Source organism: Pseudarthrobacter sp. TRD_SC_9, assembly GCF_055361265.1.
The window spans coordinates 827,374-841,017 of sequence record NZ_CM143956.1 but is presented as its reverse complement, the minus strand read 5'-3'; the positions used below and the strand labels follow the sequence as shown (position 1 = coordinate 841,017).

General features: G+C 64.7%; 13 protein-coding genes. 3 read left to right on the top strand and 10 right to left on the bottom strand.

Translation table 11 applies throughout. The annotated features are described in order from the left end of the window. Positions 1 to 556: 556 nt before the first annotated feature. Positions 557 to 763, bottom strand: coding sequence for a hypothetical protein (locus ACWA13_RS04025; protein WP_463936886.1), 207 nt, complete (start codon positions 761 to 763; stop codon positions 557 to 559). 118 nt (positions 764 to 881) lie between these two features. Here ACWA13_RS04025 and ACWA13_RS04020 point away from each other — a divergent pair, with 118 nt between their 5' ends. The 3 genes from ACWA13_RS04020 to ACWA13_RS04010 are packed head-to-tail and all read left to right on the top strand — an operon-like array spanning position 882 to position 3,445. Next, positions 882 to 1,865, top strand: a complete 984-nt coding sequence (locus ACWA13_RS04020; RefSeq protein ID WP_463936885.1) for a hypothetical protein — start codon at positions 882 to 884, stop codon at positions 1,863 to 1,865. 38 nt (positions 1,866 to 1,903) lie between these two features. Continuing rightward, on the top strand, positions 1,904 to 2,119 hold the full coding sequence (locus ACWA13_RS04015; protein WP_463936884.1) for a hypothetical protein: 216 nt from the start codon (positions 1,904 to 1,906) through the stop codon (positions 2,117 to 2,119). Between the two features lie 48 nt (positions 2,120 to 2,167). Further along, positions 2,168 to 3,445 (top strand): glycosyltransferase, encoded by a 1,278-nt coding sequence (locus ACWA13_RS04010; protein WP_463936883.1) that lies wholly within the window; start codon positions 2,168 to 2,170, stop codon positions 3,443 to 3,445. Positions 3,446 to 3,500: 55 nt separating this feature from the next. On the opposite strand, the gene ACWA13_RS04005 is transcribed toward ACWA13_RS04010, so the two are convergent. The 9 genes from ACWA13_RS04005 to ACWA13_RS03965 form a co-directional block, all read right to left on the bottom strand. Then, positions 3,501 to 4,346 (bottom strand): aldo/keto reductase, encoded by an 846-nt coding sequence (locus ACWA13_RS04005; protein WP_463936882.1) that lies wholly within the window; start codon positions 4,344 to 4,346, stop codon positions 3,501 to 3,503. 118 nt (positions 4,347 to 4,464) lie between these two features. Continuing rightward, positions 4,465 to 4,920, bottom strand: coding sequence for a hypothetical protein (locus ACWA13_RS04000; RefSeq protein ID WP_463936881.1), 456 nt, complete (start codon positions 4,918 to 4,920; stop codon positions 4,465 to 4,467). An 8-nt stretch (positions 4,921 to 4,928) separates the two neighbouring features. Then, positions 4,929 to 5,654, bottom strand: coding sequence for a bacterial proteasome activator family protein (locus ACWA13_RS03995; RefSeq protein WP_463936880.1), 726 nt, complete (start codon positions 5,652 to 5,654; stop codon positions 4,929 to 4,931). 23 nt (positions 5,655 to 5,677) lie between these two features. After that, entirely contained in the window at positions 5,678 to 5,905 is a 228-nt protein-coding gene (locus ACWA13_RS03990; RefSeq protein WP_463936879.1) for a YbdD/YjiX family protein, read from the bottom strand. Then, entirely contained in the window at positions 5,905 to 8,205 is a 2,301-nt protein-coding gene (locus ACWA13_RS03985; protein ID WP_463936878.1) for a carbon starvation CstA family protein, read from the bottom strand. Before ACWA13_RS03985 ends, ACWA13_RS03990 begins: the two co-directional genes overlap by 1 nt. 69 nt (positions 8,206 to 8,274) lie before the next feature. Then, positions 8,275 to 11,079 carry an ABC transporter permease family protein gene (locus ACWA13_RS03980; RefSeq protein ID WP_463937818.1) on the bottom strand — a complete coding sequence of 935 codons (2,805 nt, stop codon included), beginning with the start codon at positions 11,077 to 11,079 and terminating at the stop codon, positions 8,275 to 8,277. Between the two features lie 56 nt (positions 11,080 to 11,135). Next, the gene (locus tag ACWA13_RS03975) at positions 11,136 to 11,873 is read right to left on the bottom strand and encodes an ABC transporter ATP-binding protein (protein ID WP_463936877.1); all 738 of its coding nucleotides are present in this window, start codon (positions 11,871 to 11,873) and stop codon (positions 11,136 to 11,138) included. Beyond that, positions 11,870 to 12,481, bottom strand: coding sequence for a PadR family transcriptional regulator (locus ACWA13_RS03970; protein ID WP_463936876.1), 612 nt, complete (start codon positions 12,479 to 12,481; stop codon positions 11,870 to 11,872). Before ACWA13_RS03970 ends, ACWA13_RS03975 begins: the two co-directional genes overlap by 4 nt. A gap of 132 nt (positions 12,482 to 12,613) precedes the next feature. Continuing rightward, positions 12,614 to 13,597 carry an NAD(P)H-quinone oxidoreductase gene (locus ACWA13_RS03965; RefSeq protein ID WP_463936875.1) on the bottom strand — a complete coding sequence of 328 codons (984 nt, stop codon included), beginning with the start codon at positions 13,595 to 13,597 and terminating at the stop codon, positions 12,614 to 12,616. Positions 13,598 to 13,644: the final 47 nt, after the last annotated feature.

Below are 13,644 nucleotides of genomic sequence, written 5' to 3'. Positions count from 1 at the left end.
TGCAGCGGCCTGCTTTTTCGTCCCGCCACAAGAAGGCAGCCGGGACATTCGGTGCTACTACCAGGCGGACCTCACCGCCACCCGTCCTGCCCCGGGCTCTGATGTCATCTTGCCGCCGTATGTCTGGTGGGTGACATGGACCAGGGAACTGAACCCTCAGACCCGTCCGCCTTTGTGGAGAGACCTGGGACCAGGGCGTGATGAATCCCGGCAGCGCCGGCCAGCAGGACACAAGAAAGCGGGCCGCCCAGTAAGATGGGCGGCCCGCTTCTTGGTTGCTGAAGGGAGGGATTAGCCCAGGCCGGGGATGGTGGGCAGCGCCGGCAGTCCGCCAATGATGGAACCAAGGAGTCCTACAAGGGTGCCAACGAGCGCGAGGAGTGATGACAGCATGGTGAGCCTTTCTTCGAACCGGACGTGCATTACAAAAAAGACTCTACAGAAGTTGCGGCAGAAATTGACAAGAATTTGACAAGCAAATTTACAGCAATGTCAAAGCTTCCCACCCCATTGCTCTTTCGGTACCCGGCCGTTATTCCCGCGTTTACCCTGCCAGCTACTGTGGACCTTCCTCCTCGTCGTCCCCGTCAACAGCTTCGCCCGCCTCTTCGGGTTCGAAGGTGTTGGGTTCGTCGCTGGCACCTATGCCGACGCCGTCCTGCTTTCCCGGGATGCTGCCGTCGTCATTCCTGGATCCGCTTCCGCCGTTGGCACTTTTCCGGGATTCGTCGTCCGGCAATGATTCCGGTGAATTGATACTCATGGCTCCTCCTTTATCCTTTAGACAATTTCACGCTAGCAGCGCGGGGCTTCGGCGCCAATGGTCCTCTCTGTCTGCGCCCTGAAAGGTGAACCCAGCGGGTGGTCCTAAGATGGCACCCATGGACCACCAGGCACTGGCAGAGATCGCCAACCGGCTCTATGCACTCCCCTTTGAGGAGTTCATAGCGGCCCGCACGGCGGCGGCGAAGGAGGCCGCAGGTGGGCCGTCAGGGAAAGAGCTGTCCGCAGACGTCCGGGGCCTGGCCAAACCTTCAGCCGCCGCATGGACCGTCAATATGCTGGTCCGCTCCCGTCAAGACGTTCTCGAAGAACTGGAAGAAGTCGGCGGCCGGATGCGGGAGGCGCAGGAAAAGTTCGACGCCGGGATGTTGCGCGAGCTGAGCCGGGAACGCAGGACGGCCCTCGCCTCCGCCGTCGATGCCGCCCGCGATGTTGCTGCAGAACTGGGCCGCCCCCTGAGCAACACCCTGGCCACCGAGGTGGAGGCCACACTCCGCGCACTGACTGCCGACCAAGGTGCCGCCGCGGCTGTCCGGACCGGGCGCCTGCTGCGGAGCCTGTCCGCCGACGGCGTGGAGCGGGTGTCGCTGGAGGATGCCGTTGCAGTGCCGGAAGCCCTGGCCGTTCCACCAGTGAAAGCACCAGCAGTCCGAACGAAAGCCAAAACACTTGAGCCTGCGTCCAAGGCACCGGACGCTGCCAAGGAGACCACCACTAAGTCCACGAAGCCCCGGCTTGTGGCCGTTCAGCCCAAGGCACGTCCGGCGTCGTCGTCGCTTCTGGAGAAGGCAAAGGCCAGGGCTGAAGAAGCCCGGCAGGAAGCGGACGACTCCGCCCGGGCAGCCGAAGAACGCGAGAATGATGCGGCCGCGCTCTCGGCTGAAACCGTCCGGCTGGCGGCGGAGGCAAAACGCCTGAGGGAGGAACTGACGGACGTGGAGGAACGTTTGGACCGCACGCGTAAGCAGGAAACGGCCGCCGCAGCAGAGTCCCGCCAGCTGCGCCGTGCGGCGGACAAGACCCTCCGCAGCGCGGACCTCGCCCACGAGCGGGTGCTGCGTTTAGGCAACACGCGGAGGTGATGACGCAAAATGTCAGACCCCGGTTGCACACTGGATTTATGAACAGCCAGAGCATTGCACCCCAAGGATTCCCCAATGAATCCCACGCTGAATTCCACGTCACGTACTTCGATGCCGACTGCGGCCGGGCCCGGATGGAAATCTTCGGGACAGCCGCCGAGGCTGAACGCTTCGCCAACCGCTGGTGCTCGGACGAAGACTCCTGGGCAGTGGTGGACGTCGTCGAGGTTGTTGAGGCCCGAATCGCCGCTTAGACAGCTGTTGAGGCGGGCGCCCAGACAGCCAGTCAAGAGGACCCTGCCATGCATGTGTTGATCATGTCCTTCGGGACCCGCGGCGATGTTCAGCCCTACGCGGCCCTCGCCGGTGCACTTGCCCGCGTGGGGCACGACGTCACCCTCGCCGTCCCTGCAGGGTTCGCAGACCTGGTGCCGCCCGGCGGCCCCGGAACCATCAGGCACCATCGCGCCGGTTCCACACTGCTGCGCATTGTCCAGGATGTGATGCCTGAGCTAAGTGGTCCCCGGGACGCGCTGCGAACCATGGGGGTCATGACCTCGGCGATGCGCGAGCTGAATGCTGAATGCTGGGCCGCCGCGCAGACGGCGCGCCCGGATGCTGTTGTCTATCACCCCAAGTGTCTTGCCGGGCCGCACATCGCGGAGGCACTGGATGTGCCCGGCGTGCTTTCCCTCCCGTTGCCGTACTTTACCCCCACACGTGCGCACCCTATGCCGTTATTTGGTGGTGCCTCCTTCGGGGCATTGGGAAACCGCGCGTCCTATGTCCTCCGCCGGATGGGTGGCGCTATGTATGGCGGCATGATCAACGACTTTCGACGCGAGGTGGGCCTGGGGCGCGTCAGCCGTCTCGCTGATCCGCTCAGGAATCCGGACGGTACTCCGGTCCATGTCCTTTACCCATACAGCAGGCACGTCCTGCCTGTCCCGGCCGACTACCCGCCGTCGGCCCACGTGACCGGCTACTGGTTCCTGGATCGCGGTGACAGCGACTGGGAGCCGCCCGCGCAGCTGGTTGACTTCCTCGCGGCGGGCGAGCCTCCCATCTATATCGGGTTCGGTTCCATGGGCTTCGGAAAGGGATCGGCCGAGCGCCGGGCAGCCGTCCTGGCTGCGTTGCGGGTGCACGGACTGCGCGGGATCGTTGCCACCGGGTGGGGTGGCATCGCGGCCGGCGAGGCCGGGACCGACGATGTCCTGGTCCTGAAGGACGCGTCCCACGAGTGGCTCTTCCCCCGTGTGGCGGCAGTGGTGCACCACGGCGGTGCGGGCTCGACTGCCGCCGGCTTACGGGCGGGTCGGCCCACGCTGGTCGTACCGTTCCTTGCGGACCAACCGTTTTGGGGCGCCCGGGTCCATGCACTCGGTGCCGGACCTGCTCCGCTTCCGGCCAGGCATCTTGGCACAGGCTTGGCCGATCGTCTCGGCGACCTCGTCCACACCGGCTCTTACGCCTCCCGCGCCGATGAGCTGGGCTGCGCCATCCGAACCGAAAACGGTCTCGCCGCCGGCGTGCAGGTTCTGGAGCAGATCACAGGTGCAGCCGCCGTCGCTGGATAGCCCAGAGGAAATGGCCGCAACCCTTTTCGGGTTGCGGCCATTTACGTGTGCCGATTTAGCCGAAGTCGGCAACTGCCGGATCCGCGCCGATGCGGCCCGAGCCGGCAGCGGTGCGGTCCAGGCCGTTGATAGCCTCAATGTCGGCGTCGTCCAGCTTCACGTCAAGCGCCTCGAAGTTCTCGCGGATACGCGATTCGGTGACGGACTTGGGGATGACCACGTTCCCGATCGCCAGGTGCCAGGCAATAACAGCCTGCGCCGGGGTGGCATTGTGCTTAGCGGCGATTCCAGTGATCACCTCGTCGTTGAGCAATTCACCGCCCTGGCCCAGCGGCGACCACGCCTCGGTCAGAATCCCCTTGGCGGACCCGAATGCGCGCAGCTCGGACTGGTTGAAGTACGGGTGCAGTTCGATCTGGTGGATGGCCGGCGTTACTCCGGTTTCATCGATGATGCGCTGCAGGCCCTCCACTGTGAAGTTGGAAACACCAATGGACTTCACCCGGACGCGCTTCTGGAGCTCAATCAGCGCCTTCCAGGTGTCCACGTACTTGTCCTGCTTGGGACGCATCCAGTGGATCAGGTACAGATCAAGGGTTTCCAGGCCCAGGAGGTCCATGGACTTCTCGAACGCAGCGAGCGTGGATTCGTAGCCCTGGTCCGCGTTCCACAGTTTGGTGGTGATGAACAGCTCCTCGGCCGGGAGGCCGGAGTTGGCAATCGCGCGCCCCACACCGCCCTCGTTGCCATAAATCCTGGCGGTGTCGATGTGCCGGTAGCCTGCTTCGAACGCCTGGCCTACCACCTTCTCCGCTACATCGTCCTCTACCTGCCAGACGCCGTAGCCCAGCTGGGGAATGGAGTTGCCGTCGTTGAATGTCAGGTTTGGTGGAATTGTCATATTTATATCGTGCCAAACAGTGTGCCGCCGCTGGAACCCCCACAGTCCTTATCCGCCATTTGCGTAACAGGGAATGAAATGGGACAGACGCGCCAACTTTCCAGGGTGCCCGGCAGCGTCACGGAGCCGGCGGCGCCTCGGCCAGCTGCCGTTCGGCGTCGGCAACTTGTTCGAAAACCGATTCCGCACGCCGCCATACCGATGCGGCTCCCACCGGCACAGGCCCTACGGCGAGGCGCAGCATGGCCGCAGCCTCGGCCGTGGTGGCCAGTGAGTTGCCCGCTCTGGAAAGGGCCCGGTGGACTCCGGCCAGCGCTCCGGGAACGTCCATACCGTCGCTGGGCGAGCGTCGCTGCGCCTCGACGCAAACAGCCCGCACCCGTTCGGAAAGGGCACCCAGTGCGTTGGCGATCTCCACCAGCTCGGCATACAGCTGGTCATCTTCCACGCCTTCAAGAACCTGGTGGTAGCGGTCCAGTCCGCGATGGAAGCGGTCGTGGGCGCGCCGCCACAGGCCCTTGCCCAGCTCCGAGTCGTCCTTGCGACCCTGCCGCGCGGCGGTGAAGAATCCCAAGCGGCGTCCTACAGGTACTGGCCGGGGCCGTGATCCGGATCAGCCGGCCGTCCCTGGTGGCGAGGCCCGGCAGCCGGTCCGGCAGCACGCTGCGGCTCACCGTTTTCACCGATCACGACGCCGGGAGCTATCACAGTGCCCGGCGGAAGCTGGCGCAGCTGCAACTGCGCCGCGGCCTGTTCGCGCGCTGCGTGCTGGGTGGCGATGGCTGCCTGGATTCCGTGGAAGAGTCCTTCCAGCCAGCCCACCAGCTGCGCCTGTGCAATGCGCAGCTCGGCATCCGATGGCGTGGCGTCCTCCGTGAACGGCAGGCTGATCCGGTCCAGCTCCTGAACGAGCTCTGGTGAAAGCCCGTCTTCAAGCTCCTTGATGGATCTCTCGTGGATCTCCGCCAGCCGGCCGCGCGCGGCATCGTCCAGCGGGGCGGCTTTCACTTCTTCAAGGAGTTGCCGAATCATGGTGCCGATCCGCATGACCTTCGCGGGCTCGTCCACCAGTTCGTGCAGCTTGTTGATGCGTTGCTCAGGCGGCTGGGCACCGGGACGCCCGTCAGCGCCGGGCACGGAAGCGCCCTGGTTCACCGGCACGCCGGCCCGCCCGGGCTCACCCGGGATCGCTCCAGACACCGCACCATGGGCACCCGGCATAGCATCGCCGTCGAGCGGGGTTCCCTCAACCGGACGTTCCTCACCGGGTCCATTGACATTCGAATCAGTGACATTCGGATCGCTCATGCGTTCATACTCTCATGAGCCACTCAGCAGCACCGATCCTGTGGATTGGCATCCTGGCGGTCCGTCTGGTCCCGCCAGAATTCGCGTTCATTCAGCGGTGCGTGCTGGTGGCCCAGCTCGCGGTGGTGTTGGAGGTATTTGTCGTAGGCGTCTGCGCCCAGCACGCCACGGAAGTACCTGGCTACCCCCTTGATGCCGGTAGCCAGCCCGGCGAGGCCGACCCTGCCGGCCGGCCCCGTCGAAGCGCTCATCAGTGGTGCCCTGCCTTCTCCACCCGCATCTCCAGCGGAAGCTTCTCCCATTCGACCAGCAGCTCCTTTTCCGCGGGAGTGGGGACGATTCCCGCCGGCGCGTAGACCCGTGAAGGAACTTCCGGATCCTCGTGGCTTTGCGGGGTCCTGCCGGCGGAGACGTCCCGGAACGCCTTGGCGGTGGCGAGGATTGCCGTGGCGATCACAACGATGCTCAGCACCACGAAGATGACAGACAACCAACCCTGGATGGCGGTGTTGCGGACTACAGCCTCCATAGCTGCCACGGACTTCGCCGAGCCGAATTCCGTCTTTCCCTCTGCCAGGGCCTTGCTGAAGGCTGCGTTGTTCGCGAAGTAGCCCACGGCGGGGGTGGACGAGAAGATCTTCTGGTAGCTCGCGGTGATGGTAACAACGGCTGCGAACGCCAGGGGCAGCGCCACGATCCACAGGTACTTGAACGTCCCGCGCTTGGCCACAATCGCCAGGCAGACGGACAAAGCGATGGCCGCCAGCAGCTGGTTGGCGATGCCGAACAGCGGGAACAGGGTGTTGATGCCGCCGAGTGGATCAGTGACGCCCATCAGGAGCACGGCGCCCCATGCCCCCACCATGATGGCCGTACACAGCCACGCTCCGGGCCGCCAGGAGTGCTCTTTGAACTTGGGGACGAAGTTGCCGATCGAGTCCTGCAGCATGAAGCGGGCAACACGGGTTCCTGCGTCGACGGCGGTGAGGATGAAGAGGGCCTCGAACATGATGGCGAAGTGGTACCAGAAAGCCATCATGGCGGTGCCGCCGATGAACTGCTGCATGATGTGGGCCAGGCCCACGGCCAGGGTGGGAGCTCCACCGGTGCGTGAAACGATGCTTTCCTCGCCCACATTCGCGGCTGTCTGGGACAGGAAGTCCGGCGTGATGTTGACGCCGGCCAGGCCCAGGCTGTTGACCCAAGTGGCGGCTGTTTCCACGGTCCCGCCGGTGAGGGCTGCCGGGGAGTTCATCGCAAAGTAGAGGCCTCGGTCGATCGAGATCGCCGCCACCAGTGCCATGATCGCCACGAACGACTCCATGAGCATGCCGCCGTATCCGATGTACCGGGTCTGCCGTTCCTTCTCCACGAGCTTTGGAGTGGTACCGGACGATATCAGGGCGTGGAACCCGGACAGGGCACCGCAGGCGATGGTGACGAACAGGAAGGGGAACAGGGCACCGGGGAACACCGGCCCGTTGTCCCTGCTGGCGAATTCGCTGAAGGCGGGGACGTTGATTTCCGGCCGGACCACAATGATGGCAAGCGCCAGCATCACAATGACGCCGATTTTCATGAAGGTGGAGAGGTAGTCGCGTGGAGCCAGCAGCAGCCAGACCGGCAGGATCGCGGCGATAAAGCCGTAGATAATCAGTCCCCAGGCGATGGTGACCTTGTCCAGGTGGAAGAACGCGGCACCCCATTCGGTCTCGGCCACCATGCCGCCGCCGATGATTGCGGCCATCAGGAGGACAAATCCGATGAGCGACACTTCCATGACCTTGCCGGGACGCAGGTAGCGCAGGTACACACCCATAAAGAGAGCAATGGGGATGGTCATGCCCACCGAGAATACGCCCCACGGGCTTTCGCCCAGGGCATTGACGACGACGAGCGCCAGGATCGCAACGATGATCACCATGATGAGCAGCGTGGCTATCAGGGCAGCGGTGCCGCCGATGACGCCGAGTTCCTCGCGGGCCATCTGGCCAAGAGAACGCCCGCCCCGGCGCATGGAGAAGAACATCACCAGGTAGTCCTGCACGGCACCGGCCAGGACGACGCCGATGATGATCCAGATTGTGCCGGGCAGGTAGCCCATCTGGGCCGCGATGACCGGGCCCACCAGCGGGCCGGCACCGGCGATGGCGGCGAAGTGGTGGCCGAACAGCACGTTGCGGTCCGTGCGGACGTAGTCCTTGCCGTCAGCCTTGTACTCGGCGGGAGTGGCCCGTCGGTCATTGGGCCGGAGCAGGTGCTTCTGGATGTACTTCGAGTAGAACCTGTAGGCAATCAGGTAGGTGCAGACCGAGGCGAAGACGAACCAGATGGCATTGACAGTTTCGCCACGGACGATTGCCAGCATTACCCAGGAGATGCCGCCAAGCAGCGCGATGCCCGCCCAGATCCCGATCTTGGCCGGCGTCCACTTGCGGTCCTCCGCCTCGAGGGCCTCCTCGTCCACCGCCGTAGCGGGCAGCACCGGCTCCTTGGTTCGTTGGGTCCCTGGGCCCGGGGTGTCCCCGTTGCCGCCAGATATTCCGGCCATGTCTCCTCCTTGAGAAATCACACTGAGAGATTCACATTATTTCTGAAGGCACCTTACCAACGCCGGAGCTCAACTGCCCACGGCGCGACGGGACATGGGCAACCGGGCACGGGTGAACAGCCAGGCCAGGGCGGCTGCGGCCAGCGGGACAACAACCACCAGCGCCGCCAGCTGCAACCAGGGCACTGCCGTATAGGGCTTCATTTCGGTTGAGTTCATGATGAGCAGCATCGGAACGACGCCGGCCACACAACCAAGGATGGTCCCCAAGGCGACGGTCAACAGAGCCTGGGACCCTGCGAGCGCCTTGCGGAGCCCCGGAGAGGCACCCACCCCGGCCATGGTCATATGGTCAGTCCGGGCGTCGGCCAAGGACAGTCCCGTGGTGATGCCTGCTGCGCTGAGGGTGATGAGGGCGGCGAGTCCCACGATGAACCAGACGAGCAGGCTCTGCTCCGCGCCCCCGCCCTGAATGTACAATCCGTTGGCATGGCCGTAAAGGGAGACCAGTTCGTTGGAGATCGCATCCTTCTCTTCATCGGTGGGGTAACTACTGAACTGCACCCGCAAACTGGAAGTCACCGGCTGGATGCCCAAACGCTCTGCCGTAGCGGGCGACACCACACCAAAGAGCTGAATATTCGCTACTGGTTCCACAACAATGGCGGGCAAGGGAGTGGAGGATTTGACCACCGTTTCCATGCCTTCAGCTGAACCCACCGGCCGCCGCATCTCCTCGGCCTGAATCACTGCTGAACCGTCGCGCACAAAGACAGGATTGGTGACAACGATCCCACCGGCGTCGAGTACTTTCATGGCTTCCTCAGGCGCATCGCGGCCGAATGTCGCCCGGATGTCATCCGCACCGCCCACCAGCAGCGCCATTGATCCATTCGTGGAATGGGGCCGCATGGGTCCCTGGCACCGCCAGTCGCCGGGATATCGGACCCGGTTACCCTCGGTAAAAGCGCACTCATTGCCCTCAGGAACGGCAAGGGAAAACATCAGGCAATTGCTGGACCCGGTGACCTCTTGCCCCGCATCCGCGGTGACCGGACCAGGGAAACAATCGCCAGGCGGGGCTGGATATGTCAGCGCCTGGGTCCAGGCAATGGAGTCCACCACCCGCGTCAGTGCGCTGGTGATCACCTCTGCGTTCCGGGCACCTTCGGTGGGCCCCGGGGCTGTGGTGGCATTATTAATGGCCAGGGACAGCTCCGTCTGGTTCTCCAGCACAAACGAACCGTAATTCTGCGCCGTTTGCGCCTGCCCGGTGGCAGCGGCGACCATGCCGGCGCTGGCGAGCGTAGCGGCCGCAAGAACCGCTGCGACCGCGGGCACAGTCCGGCCAAGGTTCCTCGCGGCATCCCGGCAGGCCATCCGGACAGCCAGCGGTAGGAGTCCGGACTTTCGGGCCATCAAAAATATTGCCGGACCTGTCAGCAGCAGCAGGCCCACAACGGCCAATACGGCGCCGCTGACCAATAGGACGGAAATAAGCGGCACCCGTCCGGCCAGCACATCGGGATGGTCCGTGCTGACGGCATGCAACGCGCCCGCCAGCAACAATCCGATACTGAGAACCAGGATTCCGGCACCAACCATGGCGCTCCGCCTTGGAAAGGACGACGGCGCCCTTCCGGACTTGAGCGCGCCCAGGGCCGCCTGTTGGGATATCTGCCGGGCAGGCGCATACGCCGAAAGCAAGCATGCGAGCAGTCCCATGCCCATGGCGCCAGCGGTGAGCAGGGAGTCGGGGTGGTAGCCGGGGAAACGCGCAGAGCCTATTGCGCGGGCAACGAAGACGACGCCGGCCGCCCCCGTCAGTCCGACGGCGGCCCCGCCTGCAACAGCCAGGCCGCCCAGCCATAGTCCGGCTGCCATCACCACAGCCCGTACCGTTGGTGCCTCGGCACCGGAAGCCCCCAGAAGCGCCAGCTCGCGGACCTGGCGCTTTGCCCCTACGGCGAACGCGGCTCCAGCCAGCAGCCCGACTTCCAGCAGTGCCAGCGCGCCGATGTAACCGGCCGTCAGATACGTGCTCCATGGCGCGGCAGGCACATAATCCGGCGTCGTTCCGTCGACGCTTCGTTGGTCCATGGGTGGCGGGTTGAGTGCCACGTGCCGGGAAAGGACCGCGACGCCGACGGTGTTGGCTGTCCGTATCTGGTCCCACGTAACCGGCCGCGGGCCCACAAGATAGTACTGCGTACCGCTGTGAGGGGGCACCACATCAGCAGAAACTTGTTCGGCGGGCTCTCGGTCCACCTGCCCGGGCAACAAGTACAGAACACTGTTCCGGTCTGAAAGCCCGGCGTCCCGTACGGTACCGACGGCGACGAAGGTTCCTGCCGACGTCGTCAGTTCATCATCCAACGTCAGGTCGAATCGTTGCAGCAGGCCAGGGGAAACCAGCGCCTCACCAGCGGCAACCGGCGCCCTGCCTTGCAACAGGGAGAACTTGCCGGCAAACGCCGGATTCAGCGCATCCACCTCATTGCCCATCACCGGAACGTCGATCTGCCCGTGTTCCACCCTGACGTCGAAGGCGCTCTCCGTCAGGATGCTGAATCCGGCGGGGAGGATGTCCCGGGGGTCAGCTCCTGCAAAATCGGAATCCCACTCGCCATTGTTCGAGGCGATCAGCGTTTCATTGACAGGGTCCTGAACGAATGTGGCGTTGCCGCTGGAGAACGCCTGGTACCGGGCCTGGGCCTGCCCCAGCTGATGTTCGACCCGTTCTGCGGGGGTCTCCATGGAACTCTGCACCAGCGTGACGGCGCCGGTCATTCCGGCCACCGGAAGCATGATGAGCAGCACGATCAGCAGTGAGCGGCCACGGTGCCGGCGAATGTCCCGCCGGGCAATCCGCATGGCCACGCTGAAGCTCCGACGCCGGCCGTGGGGAGTCGGTGTCAGGTCAAGGGGCACTAGAACCCGGCCTGCGCCAGGAGCATAGCCGGGTCATGCATCGCGGCTGCCTGGTCCACGATCCGGCCGTCCCGGATGAACACCACACGGTCGGCCCACGCCGCATGCCGGGCCTCGTGCGTGACCAGCATGACGGCGGCGCCGGCATCCGCCCGGGACCTCAGCACCTCCATCACGCCCTGGCCGGTGGTGGAATCGAGGGCACCGGTGGGTTCGTCGGCGAGGATCAAGCGGCGCTCGCCGATGATAGCCCTGGCGATGGCCACACGCTGCTGCTGGCCACCTGACATCTCGTCCATAAAACGGTTGGCCAGTTCCGGGATGCCCACCAGGTCCAGGGCCTCGCGGGCCTGCCGGTAAGCCTCGCGGCTGGGCGCTCCATCGAGTTCCAAGGGGAGCGCGACATTCTCAGCCGCGGTGAGTGTGGGAACCAGGTTGAAGTCCTGGAAGACGTAGCCAACGGCCCGGCGCCGGAGCCTGGCCAGCTCGTTCAACCCCAAGCCTGCCAGCGGGGTTGACTCCACAAAAATCCCGCCCGACGTCGGCCGGTCCAGTCCGCCGGATAGCGCCAGGAGGGAGGACTTACCGGAGCCGGAGGGCCCCATAACGGCGACGAACTCCCCGGCATCGATGGTGAGGTCAACGTCGCGAAGTGCTGCGACCGACGTCGCGCCTTCCCCGAAAGTCCTGCAGACCTTGGCCAGTTCCAGCACCTGCTGGCCGCGCTGGACGCTCACCGGCGCGCTTCCGCGTGACGAACCTCTTCCGATGTGACCCCGGTGGACTGGTTGCGTGGCGTCGGACTCTGGCTCCTGGCGGCCTGCGCCTGCTGGACCATGCGGGCTTCACAGAGATCCAGCCATCGGACCTCCGCTTCGGTCTGGAAAATCAGCGAATCCAGCACCAGCAGCCAGGCGGTGTCAGTCGACCGCTGGTTGGCGGCGGTATCCCGACGGGATTTGGTGTAGTCCTGCAGGGCCCGGATCGAGGCGACGCGCTGGGCCTGGATGATGGCCGCCACATCCACCCCCGGCAGCGTGACGGCGAGCGCCAGCTTGATGGCCAGTTCGTTGCGCGGCGGGTTGTTCCGTTCCACCGGGGCGTCGAACCAGCTCCGTACGGCCATGCTGCCCGCGGGAGTGATGCTGTAGATGACGTGGCCTTCGCCGTCGCCGCCGTCATTGCGCACCAACCCATCCCGCTCCAGTCGGTCCAACGTGGTGTAGACCTGCCCAATATTCAGCGGCCAGGTGGCGCCGGTACGAGACTCGAACTCGACCCGCAGCTGGTAGCCATAACGGGGCTGATCCTGCAGCAGGGCAAGCAGGCTGTGACGGATGGACATGAAACTCCTAGCGGGAGGCGGAACGCGGGTTGCAGGGACCCCCAATGATCCATACATACCGCGTATGGATCCATACGCTAGCGGGAAAGCGGGGGTTTGCGCAATACTCAGTATTTATTCGTGCGGGGCGGGTTACATCAACAGCAGGATCTTGCCCACGTGGTCTCCGCCGTCGAAATATTCATGGGCGGCCTGCACCTGATCCAGCGGAAAGGTCTTGTCCACCAGCGGACGGATGCGGCCATCGGCAACCAGGGGCCAGACCGATTCGCGAACCGCGTTCATGATGACGCCCTTTTCCTGCACCGGGCGGGGCCGCAAGGCTGTAGCAATCACGGCCGCCCGCTTCCGCAGCAACTGGCCCAGATCCAGTTCACCCTTGGCGCCGCCCTGCAGGCCGATCACCACCAGCCGCCCGTACTCCGCGAGCGCGTCCACGTTTTGGGCGAGGTACTTGGCACCCACGACGTCGAGGATCACGTCAGCGCCCTTGCCGCCGTTCTGTGCCCGCAGGCTCTCCGGGAAGTCCTCGTCCTTATAGTTGATGCCAATGTCCGCACCAAGGAACGCCTTCGCGGTGCTCACCTTTTCGTCACTCCCGGCAGTGGCAGCCACCTGTGCTCCCCACGCCTTGGCCAGCTGGATCGCCATGGTGCCGATGCCGCCGGTAGCGCCGTGGATCAACACGGTTTCGCCGGGCTGGAGCTGGGCCGTCATGATCAGGTTTGAGTAGACAGTAGCCGCAACCTCAGGCAACGATGCGGCAGTTACCAGGTCCACGCCGTCGGGAATTCGAAGCACCTGCTCCGCAGCAACGGCCACCTGCTGGGCGTAGCCGCCGCCCGCCAGTAGGGCCACCACCTTGTCCCCCATCGAGAACGGCTTGTTCACTTCCGGTCCAAAGCCGGCAATCCGCCCCGAAACCTCCAGGCCTGGAACTTCCGAAGCACCGGGCGGGGGCGGGTAGTGTCCGCGGCGCTGCTGTATGTCCGCACGGTTCAGTCCTGCAGCCACGACGTCGATCAGCACCTCGCCGGGGCCGGGCACCGGAGCCGGGACCTCGCGGACCTCAAGGACTTCCGGGCCTCCAGGACGTGAAATGTAAACAGCTTTCATGGACGACTCCCGTATTCCGAACTGGCGTACCAAACTAGTGTGCCCCG